Origin of the sequence: Flavobacterium cupreum (assembly GCF_003996965.1) — a bacterium.
GTDB lineage: Bacteria > Bacteroidota > Bacteroidia > Flavobacteriales > Flavobacteriaceae > Flavobacterium > Flavobacterium cupreum.
Window position 1 is genome coordinate 1 of the sequence record NZ_QWDM01000008.1, and the last position, 19,959, is coordinate 19,959.

General features: G+C 37.4%; 17 protein-coding genes and 1 pseudogene. 11 read left to right on the plus strand and 7 right to left on the minus strand.

Annotation, left to right across the window (positions count from 1 at the left end):
• From D0817_RS26240 to D0817_RS13345, 3 genes and pseudogenes are all read left to right on the plus strand, one after another.
• A pseudogene (locus D0817_RS26240) lies at positions 1-224 on the plus strand (hypothetical protein); the annotation flags it as partial.
• A gap of 422 nt (positions 225-646) precedes the next feature.
• Positions 647-898: a hypothetical protein gene (locus D0817_RS13340; RefSeq protein WP_127338877.1), complete on the plus strand. Its 252-nt coding sequence runs from the start codon at positions 647-649 to the stop codon at positions 896-898.
• Positions 876-1,301: a hypothetical protein gene (locus D0817_RS13345; protein ID WP_127338878.1), complete on the plus strand. Its 426-nt coding sequence runs from the start codon at positions 876-878 to the stop codon at positions 1,299-1,301. Before D0817_RS13340 ends, D0817_RS13345 begins: the two co-directional genes overlap by 23 nt.
• 68 nt (positions 1,302-1,369) lie before the next feature.
• Here the strand turns inward: D0817_RS13345 and D0817_RS13350 are convergent, their stop codons facing one another.
• The 5 genes from D0817_RS13350 to D0817_RS13370 all read right to left on the minus strand — a co-directional run bounded on the left by D0817_RS13350 (position 1,370) and on the right by D0817_RS13370 (position 6,940).
• On the minus strand, positions 1,370-1,912 hold the full coding sequence (locus D0817_RS13350) for a hypothetical protein (protein ID WP_127338879.1): 543 nt from the start codon (positions 1,910-1,912) through the stop codon (positions 1,370-1,372).
• 19 nt (positions 1,913-1,931) lie between these two features.
• On the minus strand, positions 1,932-3,278 hold the full coding sequence (locus D0817_RS13355; protein ID WP_238160876.1) for an ankyrin repeat domain-containing protein: 1,347 nt from the start codon (positions 3,276-3,278) through the stop codon (positions 1,932-1,934).
• Positions 3,279-3,306: 28 nt separating this feature from the next.
• Positions 3,307-4,488 carry an ankyrin repeat domain-containing protein gene (locus tag D0817_RS13360; protein WP_127338881.1) on the minus strand — a complete coding sequence of 394 codons (1,182 nt, stop codon included), beginning with the start codon at positions 4,486-4,488 and terminating at the stop codon, positions 3,307-3,309.
• 209 nt (positions 4,489-4,697) lie between these two features.
• On the minus strand, positions 4,698-5,165 hold the full coding sequence (locus D0817_RS13365) for a hypothetical protein (protein ID WP_127338882.1): 468 nt from the start codon (positions 5,163-5,165) through the stop codon (positions 4,698-4,700).
• Positions 5,166-5,518: 353 nt separating this feature from the next.
• On the minus strand, positions 5,519-6,940 hold the full coding sequence (locus D0817_RS13370) for a hypothetical protein (RefSeq protein WP_127338883.1): 1,422 nt from the start codon (positions 6,938-6,940) through the stop codon (positions 5,519-5,521).
• 424 nt (positions 6,941-7,364) lie between these two features.
• On the opposite strand from D0817_RS13370, the gene D0817_RS13375 reads away from it, so the two are divergent.
• From D0817_RS13375 to D0817_RS13395, 5 genes are all read left to right on the plus strand, one after another.
• Positions 7,365-8,717 carry a PSP1 domain-containing protein gene (locus tag D0817_RS13375; protein ID WP_127338884.1) on the plus strand — a complete coding sequence of 451 codons (1,353 nt, stop codon included), beginning with the start codon at positions 7,365-7,367 and terminating at the stop codon, positions 8,715-8,717.
• Positions 8,701-9,180, plus strand: coding sequence for a gliding motility lipoprotein GldH (locus D0817_RS13380; RefSeq protein ID WP_127338885.1), 480 nt, complete (start codon positions 8,701-8,703; stop codon positions 9,178-9,180). The genes D0817_RS13375 and D0817_RS13380 overlap by 17 nt, the downstream gene beginning before the upstream one ends.
• 12 nt (positions 9,181-9,192) lie before the next feature.
• On the plus strand, positions 9,193-11,499 hold the full coding sequence (locus tag D0817_RS13385; RefSeq protein WP_127338886.1) for a penicillin-binding protein 1A: 2,307 nt from the start codon (positions 9,193-9,195) through the stop codon (positions 11,497-11,499).
• Positions 11,500-11,944: 445 nt separating this feature from the next.
• The gene (locus D0817_RS13390; protein WP_127338887.1) at positions 11,945-12,646 is read left to right on the plus strand and encodes a CoA transferase subunit A; all 702 of its coding nucleotides are present in this window, start codon (positions 11,945-11,947) and stop codon (positions 12,644-12,646) included.
• A gap of 82 nt (positions 12,647-12,728) precedes the next feature.
• Positions 12,729-13,385 (plus strand): 3-oxoacid CoA-transferase subunit B, encoded by a 657-nt coding sequence (locus D0817_RS13395; RefSeq protein WP_127338888.1) that lies wholly within the window; start codon positions 12,729-12,731, stop codon positions 13,383-13,385.
• 117 nt (positions 13,386-13,502) lie between these two features.
• Here D0817_RS13395 and D0817_RS13400 read toward each other — a convergent pair whose 3' ends face one another.
• Both D0817_RS13400 and D0817_RS13405 read right to left on the minus strand, forming a co-directional pair.
• Entirely contained in the window at positions 13,503-14,030 is a 528-nt protein-coding gene (locus tag D0817_RS13400; RefSeq protein WP_127338889.1) for a DUF6646 family protein, read from the minus strand.
• Between the two features lie 53 nt (positions 14,031-14,083).
• Positions 14,084-14,818, minus strand: a complete 735-nt coding sequence (locus D0817_RS13405) for a metallophosphoesterase family protein (RefSeq protein ID WP_127338890.1) — start codon at positions 14,816-14,818, stop codon at positions 14,084-14,086.
• Positions 14,819-15,295: 477 nt separating this feature from the next.
• Between D0817_RS13405 and D0817_RS13410 the strand changes: the two genes are divergently transcribed.
• From D0817_RS13410 to D0817_RS13420, 3 genes are all read left to right on the plus strand, one after another.
• Positions 15,296-18,058: a M4 family metallopeptidase gene (locus tag D0817_RS13410; RefSeq protein WP_127338891.1), complete on the plus strand. Its 2,763-nt coding sequence runs from the start codon at positions 15,296-15,298 to the stop codon at positions 18,056-18,058.
• Between the two features lie 84 nt (positions 18,059-18,142).
• Positions 18,143-19,225: a DNA polymerase IV gene (gene dinB / locus D0817_RS13415; RefSeq protein WP_127338892.1), complete on the plus strand. Its 1,083-nt coding sequence runs from the start codon at positions 18,143-18,145 to the stop codon at positions 19,223-19,225.
• 96 nt (positions 19,226-19,321) lie between these two features.
• On the plus strand, positions 19,322-19,822 hold the full coding sequence (locus D0817_RS13420) for a PAS domain-containing protein (protein WP_127338893.1): 501 nt from the start codon (positions 19,322-19,324) through the stop codon (positions 19,820-19,822).
• Positions 19,823-19,959: the final 137 nt, after the last annotated feature.

Here is a 19,959-nt window from a genome sequence, read left to right on the forward strand (position 1 = left end):
GAAAAAATATAGTTTTTAATCAAAACGGAGGTGCTCACTTTGCACCGGAATTAGGTGGTCATTTTGAACTGGAATCAGGTGCTCACTTTAAAACGGAATGGGGTGATCAATATAACCGGAATTTGCACTATTATATTAAAAATCAAAAACAACATCATCTAAAGAAAAACGGTCAGGATGAATTTGATGATTTTGTAAAATTGCATGGTTTGGGTGATAAATGATTGCTCGTCGATACGTTTCCCGTTGTTGAAACCACGGGGTATATTCAAACATTGCTTGAGAAAAATATTGCCAGTTTCAACCGCATGACGAGAAGTATCTCCATTAGGATTATAGGTTTGGTAATTGAATTATTCAAAATGCCAATCGATACGTTTCCCGTGGTTGAAACCACGGGGTATATTTCAAACATTTCTAGAGAAAAACATTGCCTGTGGTTTCAACCGCATGACGACAAGTATCTCCATTAGGATTATGGGTTTGGTAAGTGAATTATTAAAAATGTCAATTGACACGTTTCCCGTGGTTGAAACCACGGGGTATATTTCAAACATTGCCAGAGAAAACATTGCTTGCGGTTTCAACCGCATGACGACAAGTATCTCCCATTAGGATTATGGGTTTGGTAAATGGATTATTAAAAATGTCAATTGTTACGTTTCCCGTGGTTGAAACCACGGGGTATATTCCAAACATTGCCAGAGAAAACATTGCCTGCGGTTTCAACCGCAGGACGACAAGTATCTCCCTTAGCATTATAGATTTGGTCAGTGGATTATTAAAAATGCCAATTGATACGTTTCCTGTGGTTGAAACAACGGGGTATATTCCAAACATTGCCAGAGAAAAATATTGCTTGCGGTTTCAACCGCATGACGACAATTATTTTCCTTAGTATTATAGATTTGGTAAGTGAATTATTAAAAATGTCAATTGACACGTTTCCCGTGGTTGAAACCACGGGGTATATTCCAAACATTGCCAGAGAAAATATTGCTTGCGGTTTCAACCGCATGACGACAAGTATTTTCCTTAGTATTATAGATTTGGTAATTGAATTATTCAAAATGCCAATCGATACGTTTCCCGTGGTTGAAACCACGGGGTATATTTCAAACATTGTCAGAGAAAACATTGCTTGCGGTTTCAACCGCATGACGACAAGTATCTCCATTAGGATTATAGGTTTGGTAACGGGATTAGTAAAAATGTCAATTGACACGTTTCCAGATAGTTTTGAATTGGCCGCAAAGGCATGTCCGGTGAAGATTATTACGGTGAAGGAGACTTACGAATAAAAAAAGAAACCCTGTTTTGTATCATTACAAAACAGGGTTTTTCTTTTTTCCTAAAACTCGTTTGATTATTAAATACCAAATTTGGCATCAATGTTATGCTTTTCGGCATAAGCTCTTGCAATATTCATCAATTTTGTAAACTTAGCTTCGATATCGTTTTGAGTGGATGCATCAAAAGCTGCTATTGCTTTTTGTAATTGTTCAGGTGAGGCCTTTTCGTCTTTCATTTTGGCAATGGGCAGATATCCTTCTTTTTCTTTAGCAATCGCATAAGTGAATAGGTCCTTCGATGCCTGAAGAAGCTCTTTATTGTCATCATTTTCCTCTATTTCTTTAATTTTGTTCAATTGAGTTTCTAAATTAGTGATATCAAATTTAAAGTAATCATAATAAGAAGAAGCAACCATATTTTTTTTGCTCTCATCATATATCTGAGGTTCAGAATCCAGCTTAAAATTGATGTCCTTACTGCCAAAGCGCGATAATAAATTAGAATTTAAAGCCGCTATATCAAAAGTCTTTTCTGGCGAATGGGTTGTACAGGAAATAGAAACTATACTTGTGGCGATTACTACTAAAAACAGAGTAATGGTATTTAAGATTTTTTTCATTTTTAAGTTTGTTTGTTATTTATCCTTTTAAGATTTTACTTTTCTCAGCATCAAATTCTTCTGCGGTTAAAATTCCGGCGTCTAATAAATCTTTAAGATCCAGCAAGGCTTTTTTCTTTGCCTCCATTGAATTTGAAGTATCGGCTTTTGGTGCGTCTGTTTGTGAGCTTGTATGTATTGGATTCACAACTGTTCCTGAAGGCGCAAATTTCAGAATCAGCTCTGTAATCTCATTAAAGCCTTTTACATTCGAATAATCAATTGCTTTTTGCTCTTTTACGTTTACAATGGAAGCATCAGCGTTATTGTCTAGTAAATATTTTACAACATCTTTTTTTCCGTTTGCAGCGCTGTAATGCAAAGGCGTATTCCCGGATTCGTCCTGTATGTTGATATTGGCGCCAGATTCGATCAGCAGTTTTACCATGCTTAAATTGCCTTTTTTAGTAGCCACATGCAAAAGGCTTTCACCACCATAAGTATAATTGCTATTCAGCGTAAAACTGGATTCGTTAGAAATGTTGGAGGCACTTACCACCCAGTCCAGATAATCATTCATAGATGAGGTATCACCGGCAACTGGCTTACTGTAATTTACATCCACGCCGTTTTCTAAAAACAAAGCCACAATTTCCTTTTGATTATTCGTGCAGGCGTACCAAATTGGAGAATAGCCATTGTTGTTGGATGTAAACACAGCTGCACCTCTCTCAACCAAAAGTTTGGCCAGCATTCTATTGGTTTCGTAGCAGGCAATCAAAAGAGCATTTTCGCCAGAGTGATTTGCATGATTGATGTCGGCACCATTATCCAAAAGCAGGGTCACCATTGGGATCGATTTTGTGTAGCAGGCGTAAAGCAAAGGTGTGTTTCCTTGTTTATCGGTTACATTAATATCCGCTCCTTTATCTAAAAGCAATTGAATAATTTCCCGGTTTAATTTCGCTGAAGCCAATAATAGCGGAGTTTCTCCATTGTTATTCAAAAGATTAACATCGACACCTGCTTCAAGCAACTTTGTTGCAATTTCAATTTGGGCAGTTTGAACAACTAAATGTAAAAGACTGTTTCCGTATTTATCATTTTTGGTAATTTCTGCACCATTTTCCAATAAGTGCAATGCGGTTTGTTTCTGTTTTTGCAGACAGGCAAAGTACAAAGGGGTTTCTCCCTCATGGTCTTCGTAGTTAATATCGGCACCATCTTCAGTTAATATCTTTACAATGTCCAGATATCCTCTGTGGGCGGCATAATGCAATGCAGTTCTCCCTTTTTCATCCGTATATTTTACATCGACTTCTTTATTTTGGAGAAGTAGTTCGGCTATTTTTCGGTTGCCGTTTTCGCAGGCAATTATAAATGACATTGACATAGAATCTTGATTTTATATAAGTTTAGGCTTTCATTAAAAGTTCGACAGTCTTAATTTTCAAATTATCTGTAGAAGCGAGTGTAAGAGCATTTTCGTCTTTATCATTGGTAATATCTTTATCTGCCCCATTTTCCAGAAGTAATTTTACCTTTCTGTAGATTTCTTTTGCGGCTTCGGCATCGTAATTTACATTGTAAGCGCAGACTTTATGCAAAATGGTATTTCCCTGATTGTCCTGTTCGTTAACGTCAATAGATCCGCTGTCTAATACCGATTTTAGAATACCTGATTTTTTCTCCGCAATATAATCCAGGCCAGATTTTGGATTTCCGTAATATTGCGCACAGTGATTTAAGTCGGCACCATCTGACAATAATCTCTGAAGTGAATTCAGATCATTCTCTGAATCAGACATCATTCGTATAAATTCGGTCAGCAAGGTTCTTCCGTCTTTATTGATAGTATTGAAATTGGCTGATGAAGATGCTGCCAAAAGTTCATACATCGGAATAGAAAACTGTTCGCCTACCGCATAATAAAAGGAACTATTTTGCTGATTATCTGTTTCGTTAGGGTCAGCTCCATTTTCTAACAGCAATGGAATATATTCCTTTTTGTTTCTTTTAACGGCATACATCAATGGTGTAGTGCCTACTACATTTTTTTCATTAATGTCAACACCGTTTTCCAGCAGTATTTTAATATATTCCTGTCCTTTCCCGGCATTTAGGGAATAGTTGTTTACGATTTTATGAATGAAATTCTCCTGTGCGTTGTTTTTATATTGGGCATTACAGCCAAAATCTTCTATTAAGCTTTTGATTACTTCCGGAACGGCTTCTTTTTCGATACAATATCCCAGTAAAGTCTGATCGCTGATTTCGTCGTTACTATTGTCAACTTTCGACATTATTTCTTTGAAAAAGGAAATAGATTCTGCATCATCTTTTATATTTCGTGCAAGAGAGCTGAATATTGATTTGTCAAAACTGTCCAGTTCGTAAATATCAGTCTCGATAAAACCAGCTTTTATCAGTCTGTCAATGAAATCCATTTCTGTGGCTTCAATAATTTTCGCTGTGATTTGAGAAAAATTATTTTGAAGATATTGTCCGTTAAAGTTTTCGCCGTTATTTAGGGATTCTCTGGCCTCGTCAAATTTTCCCTGGAAAAGGAAATTTTCAATCTGGTTTTGTGTTTGCATTTGAATTTGATATTTAAAAATGATGATAAATTATGATATTAGTTTGCTTTGTAATTATTGACTTCACAAACGATGCTGTAAGACAAAACATAAAATTCGTAAATATATTTCAGGATAAAAATTAAAAATGACAGTTTAAGTGGTAAAAGCAACAGAACAGGTTTTTTACATTAGTATTGAATGCGTTTCCCGGTTAAAATAGAAAGATATCAATCCAGTAAGTGTTCCAGATTTGTATATTCTTCAATAGCATGTTGTTGTTGAGATTTTCTTTTTTTAGGTGAAAATAAAGTATGGCCAACCACCCAATCAGGAATTAAGCTTAAAAATTTAACACGATAACCAATATCTAAATGATGGTGAACGATAGTTTTATTTTCAGAAAGGCTTTCTAAAGCGATGGTAAGATAAACAGGATAGAAATATAGGGCTCTCATTTTAACCAGTTTATTTTCGGTTAGCTCAATAATGCGCCATTTATACTTTACTGCTGTTCCGTCAACAATTTCTTTGAAATAAAGAATACTTCCAAGTTCTTGTTCCGTTCTTTTAATTACTTCAAAATCCTTATGTGCCGGGTGCCATTGGCAATATTTTTCCCTGTCAAGAGTAAGAAGGAATTTATAGATAAGACCTGCATTCTTTTTTACCTCTATATTCGTTAGCAGTTGAATCATTAGATGTTTTTTATAGGTTGAAATTTAAATATTTTACCGAAATACATATACTAAAAAAAATATAAGTTTGATTGGCAGTGTCTTAGGGTGTTTGTTCGATTTTAAATGAATCGCTGTGTTAACTCAAGAGTAATAGCAGAATTGTTTGGGAGGTGCGAAGATCTGCATTTTGCCATAACAGGAAAACTGCAAGCTGATAAAAAAGCAGTTGCAGTTTATGAAGTATTCAATAAAACCCAAAAATAATTTCTGATTTTGATAAAGCAACAAAAGATCTAAAATAAACTTAGGCAGGTGAAGAACTTGCCCGTAGTACTTTTGAAATTAAAAACATAACGATTCGTCTGGTGTTGCTATTCTTTTTTAGTGGTTATGAATGGGCTTTCTCCTTTTTTTACGATTTCAAAAAAGTTATCAATATCAAATTCATCATCTTCATCCCAAAGTTCAGGACGTACTAGGTGCTCACGGCGATGGCGATCACCATAACCATCTACAAGAAAATGGTCTGAATCACCCCCGATAATTTCCATAGATTCCCCGTTCAGACCGTCCAGCTCTAGATGCATATCGTGTTCATTACGACCGAAAATATAAGGGGCTTTTGTTATTCCGTCAATTCGGAGGACTCCATCATAATAGTCGCCTTTGCCTATTATTCCATATTTAGCATCGACATCTCCGGATATAAAAATCCAGGAGTTTTCAGCATAAAGAATATCGCATTTTACATCGCCCGTTATAAGTAAACTCATTATATCATCATCCCACAAATCACCACCTTCTATGGTGACATTGCCAACGATCAGGAAGGACATTTCATTAAAATCTAATGATTTTGTTTGTTCCAGCAGCCACTTAGAATCTAATCGATGGTTCAGAAAGACATCGCCGGTAAGCATTACTATTTCGTCAACGTCAGGAAGAATGTCAATGAAACCATATTTTTCCTCTGCTTCATAGCCGTCAATAATCTCTATTTTAAGGTTGTTTTCGATAAGTACTGCAGGTTTTTTTTCGTCTTCGGTAATTCTTGCCTTTATTTTTTTTGTTATAGCGTTTGCTCTTTCTAAAAAATTATAATCGTCATCAGATAACGTTTGTAATATTTCTTCATTTCTGTTTTGTAACCATATTTTGTAATCAGGATCATTTAGAAGCTCTTTAAAATAGGGGTTATTTTTATCTTTTATTAAGGTGGTTCGTATTATTTCATACGCTTCTTCTTTACGGTTTAATTTTAGCAACAGGCGCGCACGTGTATCATAAAGATATAATTGATCTTTGTTGCCATCTTCAATATAGTGACATGCTGTTTCTGTCATTTTTAATGCTTCATGGAGTAGTTTTTCATCATCAGTGTTTTCATACCTTTGCCATGCTATGAAGTTGTTGGCATAACGTATTACTTCTTTCTGAAATTTCCCCCATTCTGTATAATGCCAAATGTTGCCTGCAGCAATATAGGGTTTTAACAGCTCTAAACAGGCATTTGCCGCCTCAATGCCTTTTGGAAGATATTCGTTTAGTAAATGGCTGCAGACAAACATAATCGAATAATAGGAATAAAGTTTGTCATATTCATCGTCTTTTGTTGTGCAGAGTTCAATGGCTTTTTCGTAGATCGGTATCACACTAGGATCTTTATAGTCAATCTTTTGGATACTTACTGCTTTATTAATTAAATCTTTTGCTGTCACGGATTCCTGAATTTTAATTGTATAATAATTTTTATGTTCTTTGTGCTTCTTGTCATACGAGGTTGGCGCTATCAAAGCTGTTGATTGTAAAAAATCGTTGCGCGATTGCAGTAGTATTGAAGATCTTTTAAGATTTTCGAGGCAAATTTTAAGAAATAAAAGGATTATTCTATTGTGTTTGTAATAATTGGTAGAAATCAATTAATAAACAGAATATTGCTGTTATATGCGGTTGTCGTAAACTGATCTTGTCTTTCAGACATGAGGAATTGTTGTTGTAGAAGGGGTGAAGGTATTGAAGCAAAATTCAATGAAAAAAGTAAAATAACAGCTTTAAAAACATTTTCAAAAAACCTGTTTTGCATGAAACAGAATAGGTTTTTCTTTTTAACACCCCTTTAGTTTTAATCGATAAAAAGCAAACTAAAAAAAATACTATCTTTACCGATCAAACGTTTATGAACTTAAGTCGCTTTTTTGCGACACTACATATAGAATTATGGCATGTACAAGTTGTTCAACCTCAGATGGTGGTGCACCAAAAGGTTGTAAAAATAATGGGACTTGCGGCACCGATAGCTGCAATAAACTGACGGTTTTTGACTGGCTCGCGAACATGAGTCCGTCTAATGGAGAGGCAATTTTTGATTGTGTTGAGGTACGTTTCAAGAACGGAAGAAAAGAATTTTTCAGAAATTCAGAGAAATTAACCTTAAGTATTGGTGATATTGTAGCAACTGTTGCATCACCGGGACATGATATTGGAATCGTTACTCTGACAGGCGAATTGGTCAAAATTCAAATGAAGAAAAAAGGCGTGAATCACGAAAGTAATGAAGTGCCGAAAATCTATAGAAAAGCTTCCCAAAAAGATATTGATATCTGGTCTGTGGCCCGTGAACGTGAAGAACCGATGAAGGTCCGTGCCCGTGAACTGGCCATTCAGCACAAACTGGAAATGAAAATTTCCGATATCGAATTTCAGGGAGACGGATCAAAAGCAACTTTTTACTACACCGCAAACGACAGGGTCGATTTCAGGCTTTTGATTAAGGATTTTGCAAAAGAATTCAGTACAAGAGTCGAGATGAAACAAGTTGGTTTCCGTCAGGAAGCGGCACGTCTTGGCGGAATTGGTTCTTGCGGAAGAGAACTTTGCTGTTCAACCTGGTTAACTGATTTCAGAAGTGTTAATACCTCAGCGGCACGTTACCAGCAGCTTTCACTGAACCCTCAGAAATTAGCGGGACAATGCGGAAAATTAAAGTGTTGCCTGAATTATGAGCTTGATACGTACATGGATGCCCTGAAAGATTTTCCGGATTACGATACGAAATTAGTAACCGAAAAAGGGGACGCCATCTGTCAGAAACAGGATATTTTCAAAGGTTTGATGTGGTTTGCCTACACGAATAATTTTGCAAACTGGCATGTTTTGAAAATTGATCAGGTCAAAGAAATTATGGCTGAAAACAAGCAGAAAAACAAAGTTTCTTCCCTGGAAGATTTTGCTATTGAAGTAACTTCAGAACCTGAAAAAGACTTTAATAACGCAATGGGTCAGGAAAGTCTAACCCGATTTGATCAGCCAAAAAGAAAGAAAAAACCAAACCGCAAACGCAAACCAAATGCTGAAGCTGCGATTGTGGCAACTCCGGGCAAGGCTCAGATAGCTCCAAATCAAAACAAGCCTGCCGGAGGAAATTCAAATAAAGGAAATAATCCAAACAAAGGAAACAAGCCGAATAATAATAAGCCAAATCAATCGAATAAAGCTAATAATTCGAATGACAATAAGCCGGCAGAACCTAGAAAACCTATAATTATTACTAAAAATGAGAATAAAAAATAGCGGGATTCTTATTTTGGCAGCGATACTTCTTTTTTCGTGTGATAAAAAAAGAGTATTTGACGAATACAAATCTGTTGGCAGTGCCTGGCACAAAGACAGTGTTGTTACTTTCGACCTGCCAGTTCTGGATTCTACGAAAAAGTACAATTTGTTTGTAAATTTGAGAGACAATAACAATTATCCATTCAATAATTTGTTTTTGATTGTAGCTATTGAGACACCAAGCGGATTTACGAAAGTAGACACCTTAGAATACCAGATGGCAAATCCGGACGGGACGTTGTTAGGAAACGGTTTTACAGACATCAAAGAAAGCAAACTGTATTACAAAGAAGATGTAAAGTTTAGGGGAAAATATAAAGTACACATCAAACAAGCCGTTAGGGAATCAGGTAAAATTCCGGGTGTACAGGCTTTGGAAGGTATTACAGACGTAGGTTTTAGAATAGAACAAAAAGATTAGACGAATATATTTATGGCTACTAAAAAAAACAATCAAACCACTAGTACAAAAGACATTAACTACTATAAAAAGAAATTCTGGAGAATTTTTGCTTATACGTTATTAGGTATTTTAGCTTTCTTTTTATTTGCTTCATGGGGATTATTCGGTTCCATGCCTTCTTTTGAAGACTTAGAGAATCCGGATTCTAATTTAGCTACCGAGATTATTTCTTCTGACGGAGTGGTGATCGGTAAATATTTCAAGACCAACAGATCCCAGCTTAAATATTCGGATCTGCCAAAAAGTTTGGTTGAAGCCTTGGTTGCTACCGAAGATGCCCGTTTTTACGAGCATTCAGGAATTGACGGACGCGGAACGCTAAGAGCTGTTTTTACCTTAGGAACAAATGGAGGAGCAAGTACCTTAACTCAGCAATTAGCTAAACAATTGTTTCATGGCGAAGGGTCTAAATTCCTTCCTTTCAGGATTGTACAAAAAATAAAAGAATGGATTATTGCCATTCGTCTGGAAAGACAATATACAAAGAATGAAATTCTGGCGATGTACTGCAACGTCTATGATTTTGGAAATTATTCAGTTGGAGTAAGTTCTGCCGCACAAACCTACTTTTCGAAAGATCCTAAAGATCTGACCATGGATGAATCGGCTATTTTGGTCGGAATGTTCAAAAATTCGGGTTTATACAATCCTGTTAGAAATCCGGAAGGTGTAAAGAATCGTCGTAATGTGGTACTTTCTCAAATGGAAAAAGCAAAAATGATTTCTTCTTCTGAAAAATTAAGATTGCAGGCTTTACCAATTGCCTTAAAATTTAAACTGGAGAGCCATCGTGAAGGAACAGCTACCTATTTTAGGGAGTACCTTCGTGATTACATGAAAAAATGGGTTGCTGAAAATAAAAAGCCCGATGGTTCTGATTACGATATCTACAAAGATGGTCTGAAAATCTACACGACTATCGATTCAAGAATGCAGCAATATGCAGAGGAAGCCGTTTCAGCACACATGAAAAACCTGCAACAGCAGTTTTTTATTGATATGAAAAACAATAAAAATGCTCCTTTCGTCAATATTACCAAAGCAGAAACAGATCGCATTATGATGCAGGCCATGAAGAATTCTACGCGTTGGGCCATCATGAAAGATATGGATAAAAGCGAGGATGATATTATAAACTCATTCAAGGTAAAAACGAAAATGCGCATTTTTACCTGGAAAGGCGAACGCGATACTACCATGACACCACTGGATTCTATTCGTTATTACAAACACTTTTTACAATCGGGTTTAATGGCAATGGAGCCTCAAACCGGAAATATAAAAGCGTGGGTGGGCGGAATCAATTATAAATATTTCCAGTACGATCACGTTGGGCAGGGAGCAAGACAGGTAGGTTCTACTTTTAAACCGTTTGTGTATGCCACTGCAATCGAACAACTGAATATGTCCCCTTGTGATTCTATACTTGACGGGCCGTTTATGATTCATAAAGGACGTCACCACGTAACGGAAGACTGGGAACCAAGAAACTCAGACAACAGATACCGTGGAATGGTTACTTTAAAACAAGGTCTGGCGAATTCTATCAATACGGTTTCTGCAAAATTAATTGACAGAACCGGTCCTGAGGCAGTAGTGGAACTAACTAAGAAATTAGGGGTAAAAACAGAAATCCCGGTACAGCCTTCAATTGCATTAGGAGCTGTTGATATTACGGTTGAAGATATGGTTGCTGCTTACAGTACATTTGCAAACCAGGGAGTATATGTAAAACCGCAATTTTTAAGCCGTATCGAAAACAAAAGCGGAGAGGTTATTTATGAACCAATTCCGGAATCACACGACGTTCTGAATAAAGACATTGCTTTTGCCGTAATCAAATTACTTCAGGGTGTAACAGAAACTGGTTCAGGTGCACGTTTACGTACCCAGGGTGGTGGAAGCGGCGATAATCGCTGGACAGGATATCCATATATGTTCAAAAACCCGATTGCGGGTAAAACGGGAACAACACAAAACCAGTCAGATGGTTGGTTTATGGGAATGGTTCCAAATCTTGTAACAGGTGTTTGGGTAGGTTGTGAAGACCGTTCTGCACGTTTCAAAAGTTTGACTTACGGACAGGGAGCAACAGCAGCATTACCGGTTTGGGCTTATTTTATGAAACTGTGTTATGCCGACCCGGGACTTCAGGTTTCAAAAGCTGAATTTGAGCGTCCGGCTAATCTTTCCATCAAAGTGGATTGCTATTCAAGACCGGCAGTTGTAAAAGACACGACACAAACAGAACAAAATACAGACGAATTCGAACTCTAGTTTAATTTCGTTTCTCCAATAAAAATCCTTTTGTAACTTCTGAATCCGGAAGAGCAAAAGGATTTTTTTTGTGATATGGGTTCAGGTTAAATCTGCACGAAATGTATAGTCACACAAAGTCCCCAAGCAATCAAACTTTGCGCCTTTGCGCCTTTGCGTGAACCAAAAAATCTATAATTGGTTTAATGAAGTGATGTTAAATATAAATCTAAAAGATAAGTCAAGTAAAGTCGCCAAGCAATCAACTTTGTGCCTTTGCATTAAACAAAAAAATCTGCCAGATCTGCCAAATCTGCGAGAGTTTTTTCCCTGTGCTTAAATTAGCCCCTTCAAAAGGTACTTTCAAATAGACATCTTAGCCTATTTTATTTTTTACGAAATCGTTATATTTTAATCTAAAAATCTTATTTTTATCAAAAATATACGATAATAAAGACCATTTGTTATGATTACAAAAAAAGTAAATAACGTTCAGGAAGCTATAACCGGAATCGAAAGCGGAATGACTATAATGTTTGGTGGTTTTGGACTTTGCGGGATTCCCGAAAATACAATAGCAGCCTTAGTAAATACAACAATTTCAGATTTAACCTGTATCTCCAATAACGCCGGAGTGGATGATTTTGGGCTTGGACTGCTTTTGCAAAAGAAACAAATCAAAAAAATGATTTCTTCCTATGTGGGAGAGAATGCCGAGTTCGAACGCCAGATGCTTTCAGGGGAACTGGATGTAGAACTTACACCACAAGGAACTTTGGCAGAGCGCTGCCGTGCAGCTCAGGCCGGAATTCCCGCTTTCTTTACACCTGCCGGTTACGGGACTGAAGTGGCCGAAGGAAAAGAAGCACGCGAATTCAACGGTAAAATGCACATTATGGAAGAAGCTTTCAAAGCAGATTTTGCCATTGTAAAAGCATGGAAAGGGGACGAAGCCGGAAACCTGATTTTTAAAGGAACCGCCAGAAACTTTAATGCCTGTATGGCCGGAGCCGGGAAAATTACGATTGCTGAGGTTGAAGAATTAGTTCCGGTGGGAACATTAGACCCGAATCAGATTCATATTCCGGGAATTATGGTACAGCGTATCTTTCAGGGAGAAAAATTTGAAAAGAGAATTGAACAAAGAACGGTTAGGGCAAGAAATTAGATAATTGAGATAATTTGATAATTGGATAATGTCTTTAAAATTTATCTAATTGTCTAATTATCAAATTGACACATTATAAAATATGGGACTTAGTAAAGAAGATATAGCAAAACGAATTGCTAAAGAAGTAAAGGACAGATATTTCGTTAACCTTGGTATCGGGATTCCGACTTTGGTGGCCAATTATGTCAGAGAAGATATTGCAGTGGAATTCCAAAGTGAAAATGGTGTTCTCGGCATGGGGCCTTTTCCTTTTGAAGGAGAAGAAGATGCCGATGTCATCAATGCGGGAAAACAAACCATAACAACGCTTCCGGGTGCCAGTTTCTTTGATTCTGCTTTTAGTTTCGGAATGATTCGCAGTCAGAAAGTTGATCTTACTATTTTGGGAGCCATGGAAGTTTCGGAGAATGGAGATATAGCCAACTGGAAAATTCCGGGTAAAATGGTAAAAGGAATGGGTGGCGCTATGGATCTGGTCGCTTCAGCTGAAAATATCATTGTAGCCATGATGCACGTAAACAAAGCCGGAGAATCTAAGATCCTGAAAAAATGTACTTTGCCATTAACAGGTGTAGGATGCGTTAAAAAGGTGGTAACCGAGCTTGCGGTTCTCGAAGTGACCGAAAAAGGTTTTAAGCTCTTAGAAAGAGCGCCAGGCGTTTCTGTGGAACATATTATTGCTTCCACTGAGGCAGATTTAATAATCGAAGGGGCAATTCCGGAAATGGCCATTTAAATCAATATTTTAATAAAATAAAAAACCGCCCATTTGAGGCGGTTTTTGTTATTTATAAAGCTTTGTGACTTTGCATTTTTGAAGGAAACAAATCTTATAGAACCCTGAGGGTTAATTTTACAAATTAAACGAAGCTCCTAAACTAAAAGTAGCCTGATTGTTTAAGTGGTAGAAAGGATCGTCGTTGTTTCCGTATTTTGCAATAGGAAATCCAATTTCTGTAAAAACTCCAAATCCGTCCGTAAAGAAGTAACGACCTCCAACATGACCTCCGAAGTTATGTAACCCTAAACTTAATCCCGGATATACATCTAATTGCTCCACACCGATTACGCTTGATAAATTGGCATTAATTCTTGCTTTCGCATCAAAACGATCTTTAAAGTCTGCTTTAGAATCATTGTATACAGCTGTATTGCCACGGTAAAAACCGGAAAAGTTGTCTACGCCCAATAAATAATTAGCAACAAGACCAAAGGAGAAATTTTCTCCTAATCCAAAATCCACAGAACCCTGAATTCCCGAACCACCATCTTGCAGATTAGCACCAACATTAACTTTGACATCACCTTTTCCTGTAAAAGCTTTTTGTGCTTGTGTGATTCCAAATGTTACTAAAAACAAAAGTGTAATTACCTTTTTCATAAATTTTTTAAATATTTAATTATTTCTAAAGTACAAAAATAACTTTTTAGAAATCAATTCCTACCTCTTTCGTTAGAATACAGTTCGTTTAAAGGTTCACTTTGCCAGAATTCCTTGGTATCAACGTTCATAATGGTCAAAGGTCCTTTGAACGCAGCCCCCGTATCAACATTCCAGACGCAGGCTTTTTGTACCGGAACCGTTTTCCCGATTCGGGTTACCGGTGTATGGCCGATATAAACTTCTTTGTAAACGGTAAAACGTTTCGGATAGAACAGGTCGTCCGGTTTTAAATTCGGATCCAGAGCCAGTGCGGACTCCCAAAGCGTTCTGTCCCAGTAGAATAATTTCGAAAAGAATTCGTAGGTTACACCACTTAGATTTGTAAATCCGGCATGAACAAACAGACGGTTCTGATCGTCCAGGTAAAAATCCTGCAGCGATTCCAAAAAAGCAATATGCTCTTTCTTTTTTTCTTCAGAAAGTATCGAGTATCCTTCCACAGTAGCTTTCCCGCCATGTTTGTACCACATTTCCTCATCAAAGTCCTCATGCCTGTTTTCCAGCCAGTCCAGGGCCAGCTGATCGTGATTGCCTCTGATGCAAATGCAGTTTTGCCTGCTTTTAAGGTCAATTAAAAAATCGATTACCTGTGTCGAATGACTCCAGCCGTCTACATAATCGCCTAAAAATATAAGAGTATCTTTTTCGGTAACATTCGCTTTCTCCAGCACTTGTTCAAGTGCGAGTAATCCTCCGTGTATGTCACCTATAACAAATGTTCGCATTTTGTATTATTTCGTGTAGGCAAAAATAAAGAAAATGATTTGTTTGTACTCATTATGTTGAGAATCTTTATAAATGTCAGAAAAAATCCTTTTCTGAATTTAAGGCTAGGTTTTGTTTTACAAAAAATGATTCACTAAGGATAATTCCCGCTTTTTTTATTCAGAATTTAGTTCTCAAATCACGTCATTTTGCTTTTCCTACAGTTAAAAAGAGGAAAAAAAGCAATTTTTGGCTATAAAATATTAGTTTCCAATGCTGTAGTTATTTGTTCTGTAAGGCATTGTCAAACCTGAGATTTCTTGTTATTTTTAAATGTCTTTACCCGTTTAAATGTTGTATTTTATCGATAAAAGGTAAATTTATCCGTTTAATTAACAAAATTTATATATTTTTATCACTCAAATAAAGTATTTACTTACATAATTTATTTGGTGATTTTTAACCCCTTTTTAACTAACCAAAATTCAAAATTGCTTATGAAAAGTACATTACCCGGAATTGTAACAACAACGGTTGCTGCATTTGCATTTTCATTATCTGCATTCGCTCAGGAAACAGATAAAAGAATAAGTCAGAAAAGTTTATCTGAAAACGGAGAGCCGAGTTTAATTACTTTCAATGACAAATCAACCTACAAAGGGTCTGATTTCAATAAAGTATTTAAAGAACAACTGGCCCTGAAAGACAACCAGTCTTTCTCAAAAATTAAAAGCGAATCAGATCGCGAGGGTTTTACCCACGAAAAATTCCAGCTTTACGAACAGGGAATTAAAGTAGAATTTGCCAATTATACTTTACATTCAAAAAATGGAAAACTACAGTCGATGAATGGCGAGTTTTACAAAATTGTAAATGCAAAAGTAAAACCGGCACTTTCTGCTCAGGAAGCTTTCAGCAGGGCAGTAGCGCATACTGGTGCTAAAACCTACCTGTGGGATTCGCCACAGGATGCCGCCTCAATGGATTATGTAAAACCGAAAGGAGAACTGGTTTTTTTACCGGATATGGAAAACCAGGGGAAAGAACGAACTACTGATAAAGTCCGTTTAGCATATAAATTTGACATTTATGCTACTAATCCCTTAAGCCGTGGTGATTTGTATATCGATGCAGTAACAGGACAAGCCTTGTTTTATAATGCAACGATCAAACATCTTGGTGAAAACAGTCATGGAAAATCAAAAGCTGCTTCAAAAGAAAATAGTGTAAACTCAAAAATGGCGGTTGTGGCTGCCAATGCGGCAACACGTTACAGCGGAACACAAACGATTCAGACTACATTAAGCGGATCGTCTTATATATTACTCGACGGAACGCGTGGAAATGGAATCCAGACTTATAACTCTGCCAGAACAGCAACGTATCCGACCACCAATTTTACCGATGCCGACAATAACTGGATCGAATACAATAACACCAATAAAGACAATGGTGCACTTGATGCTCATTGGGGTGCCGAAATGACCTACGATTACTGGTCCGCGGTTCATGGAAGAAACAGTTATGATGGAAATGGTGCTAAAATTAAAAGTTATGTGCATTACAACTTAGTGGCTGCAGGTTACCCGAATAACAATAATGCCTTCTGGAACGGAAGCGTTATGACCTACGGTGACGGAACAGGAACGGGAGGATTTGATATCTTAACGGCAATGGACGTTGCAGGTCACGAAATTGGTCATGCGGTTTGTACGTATACCGCAAATCTGGCCTATCAAAAAGAATCAGGTGCAATGAACGAAGGTTTCTCTGATATTTGGGGAGCTTGTATTGAATACCGCGCAGCACCTACAAAATCAACCTGGCTGGTGGGTGAAGATATCGAAAGAAGATCAGGACACTTGGCATTGCGCTCCATGAGTGATCCAAATTCTGAAGGTCAGCCGGACACGTACGGAGGGACTTATTGGGTAAACGTAAATTGTACGCCAACAAACAATAATGACCAATGTGGTGTGCATACCAATTCAGGAGTATTAAATCACTGGTTTTATATTCTTTCAGTAGGTAAATCAGGAACAAATGATATTGGAAATGCATATAACGTTACAGGAATCACAATTGATAAAGCAGCCAAAATTGCGTATCGTTTAGAAAGCAACTATTTATCTGCTAACTCCACTTATGCGACTGCGAGAACTTACGGAATTCAGTCTGCTATCGATTTATACGGAGCAGGTTCAGCCGAGGTTATCGCGACAACAAATGCATTTTACGCAGTTGGTGTTGGTGCTGCTTATTCAGGAGGTTCAGGAGATACCACTGCACCGTCAGCACCTTCTTCTTTAGCAGCTTCGGGAACTACCGGAACAACGACCAATCTAACATGGACTGCCGCTACAGATAATGTTGCCGTTACAGGATATGACGTTTATCAGGGAACGACTTTAAAAGGAACTGTTACAACAACAAGTTACACGGTGACAGGACTTACAGCTTCAACAGCGTATACTTTCTCTGTAAAAGCGAAAGATGCCGCAGGAAATGTTTCTGCTGCGAGTAATACTGTAAATGTTACAACATTGGCTGGTTCGGTAACCTATTGTACATCAAAAGGGAACAGTGCTTCTGATGAGCGAATTGGTAAAGTAGTTTTTGGTACGATTAACAATACTTCTACAGGAACAACTGGTTACGAGAATCTGACCGCAATTTCTACAAATGCCGGTAGAGGAACGGCTTATACAATTACCATCACACCATCATGGACTTCTTCTGTGTACAGCGAAGCGTATGCCGTATTTATCGATTACAATCAGGATGGGGATTTCTCTGACAGCGGTGAAACAGTATGGACAAAAAGTGCTTCCACAACAACTCCGGTTTCAGGATCGATTACAATTCCTGCCTCGGCAACACTTGGAACAACAAGGATGAGAGTTTCTATGAAATACAACGGTATTCCAACGGCCTGTGAAAGTTTTTCTTATGGACAGGTAGAAGATTATTCTGTAAACATCACTGCTTCAGGAATTGTAGAAGTGAATGACATCGCAGTAACCGATAAACTAAATTCGGATATTACCTTGTATCCAAATCCTGTTGATAATGAATTGAATATTTCAGTATCCGATAAAACAGGATCTGACTTTACAATTATAAATGCTTTAGGGCAGCGCGTGAGTTCAGGTCATTTATCTGAAAACCCAATTGACGTAAGCAAATTAAATACCGGAATCTATTTTATTGAATTCAATGGTGCTCAAAAAAGAGTGACTAAGAAGTTTATAAAAAAATAAGTTCTGTTTTTAAAATACTAAAAGCCTCGCAATTGCGGGGCTTTTTTTGTGCCTAAAGTTTATAAAACTGCTTAAATTTGTACCATGTCTGAAACGCCTGTATATAGAAAAATTATTCATATTGATATGGATGCTTTTTATGCTTCGGTAGAGCAAATGGATAATCCTGCTTTACGCGGGAAGCCTATTGCAGTTGGCGGATCAGAGAATAGAGGAGTAGTTGCGGCAGCAAGTTATGAGGCCCGAAAGTTTGGTGTTCGCAGTGCCATAAGTGGTGTCCTTGCCAAAAGATATTGTCCCGAAATTATCTTTGTGCGGCCACGTTTTGACCGATACAAAGAGATTTCGGGTAAAATTCATCAGATCTTTCATGAATATACCGATCTGGTCGAGCCGCTTTCGCTGGACGAAGCGTATCTCGATGTCACCCAAAACAAAAAAGGAAATCCCAGTGCGAGCCTGCTGGCCGAGGAAATCAGACTCAGAATTCTCAATGAAGTGGGACTTACAGCCTCTGCGGGGATTTCTGTCAATAAATTTGTGGCGAAAATTGCCAGCGATATCAACAAGCCAAACGGACAAAAAACGGTAAACCCGGATGAGATTTCGGCCTTTCTGGAAGAATTACCGATTCGGAAGTTTTATGGGGTCGGAAAAGTAACGACCGAAAAAATGTATCAATTGGGTATTTTTACCGGAAGTGATCTCAAAAGTAAATCGCAGGAATTTTTAGAAAAACATTTCGGAAAATCGGGAACCTTTTATTACAAAGTGGTTCGCGGCATTCACAACAGCGAAGTAAAACCGTACCGTGTCACCAAGTCGGTGGCAGCCGAACATACTTTTGATGTCAATTTATCGTCGGAGATTTTTATGTTAGAGCAGCTCGAACGGATCGCTGTCTCCCTGGAGAAACGCCTGAAAAAACATAAGATTTCCGGAAAAACGGTCACCCTTAAAATCAAATACAGCGATTTTACACAACAAACCCGCAGCAAAACCCTGCCTTATTTTATTGCAGACAAAAGTCTGATCATGGAAATAGTTGAAGAACTTTTATATCAGGAAAGAATGAAAGATTCCGTACGTTTGCTCGGAATTTCAATGAGCAACCTGAATACTGAAGAGAAGAAGGCTGTAGTAGTGCAGTTGAAATTTGAATTTTGACAAATTTGGAGCGTTAAATATCTAATTTTTTTGTTTTATGATGAATTTTCTTTCTACCTTTAAGAACAAGTGCAGTGTGCTATTAAATAAATGAAGATGAAAAAGGCCAAGTTAGAAGAGATCGCTAATCATAATTCAGTTCCCATTTTAGCGTGGGATTTTCACTATGAATACCTGAATGAATTGAAAGTCGATTTTGCAGATTTAAAAAAAGTAAAAGAAATTTCAGCACATTTCGCATGGGATGAAGAACACCTGAATATAAGTGAACGTATCAGGGAAGAAGTGGTTGTGGTTACCGATGTTGACCTGAAGATTGTTTTCGCTTCAAGCGGAATAACAACAATGACCGGATATACCGAAAGTGAAGTTCTGGGAAAAACACCAAAGATGTTTCAGGGTAAAGAGACTTCTAAAACGGATTTAAAAGAAATAAGAGAAGCAATTGAACTGCAAATTCCATTTGAGAAAATAGTCAAAAATTATAAAAAGAATGGAAAACCCTATATCTGCAGGATTTACGGTTCCCCGGTCTTCAACTTAAAAGGAAAACTATCCCATTTCATCGCTTTCGAAAAAGAAGATTTAAGCGCGTGAGGGGAGAAAAGTTATGAGTTATGAGTTTTAAGTTATGAGTTATGAGTCAAACTTGAATGGAAAAACAATACTTTTCAAAGAATAAAACAATAAAACCGCCTTTTTGGGCGGTTTTATTGTATAAAAACTTTGCGAAC

Excerpts from the sequence above, each read along its gene's own strand:
- D0817_RS13375 (WP_127338884.1), top strand. The coding sequence starts at position 7,365 with ATGGCATGTACAAGTTGTTCAACCTCAGATGGTGGTGCACCAAAAGGT.
- D0817_RS13410 (WP_127338891.1), top strand. The coding sequence starts at position 15,296 with ATGAAAAGTACATTACCCGGAATTGTAACAACAACGGTTGCTGCATTT.
- D0817_RS13380 (WP_127338885.1), top strand. The coding sequence starts at position 8,701 with ATGAGAATAAAAAATAGCGGGATTCTTATTTTGGCAGCGATACTTCTT.
- D0817_RS13365 (WP_127338882.1), bottom strand. The coding sequence starts at position 5,165 with ATGATTCAACTGCTAACGAATATAGAGGTAAAAAAGAATGCAGGTCTT.
- D0817_RS13355 (WP_238160876.1), bottom strand. The coding sequence starts at position 3,278 with ATGTCATTTATAATTGCCTGCGAAAACGGCAACCGAAAAATAGCCGAA.
- D0817_RS13385 (WP_127338886.1), top strand. The coding sequence starts at position 9,193 with ATGGCTACTAAAAAAAACAATCAAACCACTAGTACAAAAGACATTAAC.
- D0817_RS13360 (WP_127338881.1), bottom strand. The coding sequence starts at position 4,488 with ATGCAAACACAAAACCAGATTGAAAATTTCCTTTTCCAGGGAAAATTT.
- D0817_RS13350 (WP_127338879.1), bottom strand. The coding sequence starts at position 1,912 with ATGAAAAAAATCTTAAATACCATTACTCTGTTTTTAGTAGTAATCGCC.
- dinB (WP_127338892.1), top strand. The coding sequence starts at position 18,143 with ATGTCTGAAACGCCTGTATATAGAAAAATTATTCATATTGATATGGAT.
- D0817_RS13400 (WP_127338889.1), bottom strand. The coding sequence starts at position 14,030 with ATGAAAAAGGTAATTACACTTTTGTTTTTAGTAACATTTGGAATCACA.
- D0817_RS13390 (WP_127338887.1), top strand. The coding sequence starts at position 11,945 with ATGATTACAAAAAAAGTAAATAACGTTCAGGAAGCTATAACCGGAATC.
- D0817_RS13405 (WP_127338890.1), bottom strand. The coding sequence starts at position 14,818 with ATGCGAACATTTGTTATAGGTGACATACACGGAGGATTACTCGCACTT.
- D0817_RS13395 (WP_127338888.1), top strand. The coding sequence starts at position 12,729 with ATGGGACTTAGTAAAGAAGATATAGCAAAACGAATTGCTAAAGAAGTA.
- D0817_RS13420 (WP_127338893.1), top strand. The coding sequence starts at position 19,322 with ATGAAAAAGGCCAAGTTAGAAGAGATCGCTAATCATAATTCAGTTCCC.
- D0817_RS13345 (WP_127338878.1), top strand. The coding sequence starts at position 876 with ATGACGACAATTATTTTCCTTAGTATTATAGATTTGGTAAGTGAATTA.
- D0817_RS13340 (WP_127338877.1), top strand. The coding sequence starts at position 647 with ATGTCAATTGTTACGTTTCCCGTGGTTGAAACCACGGGGTATATTCCA.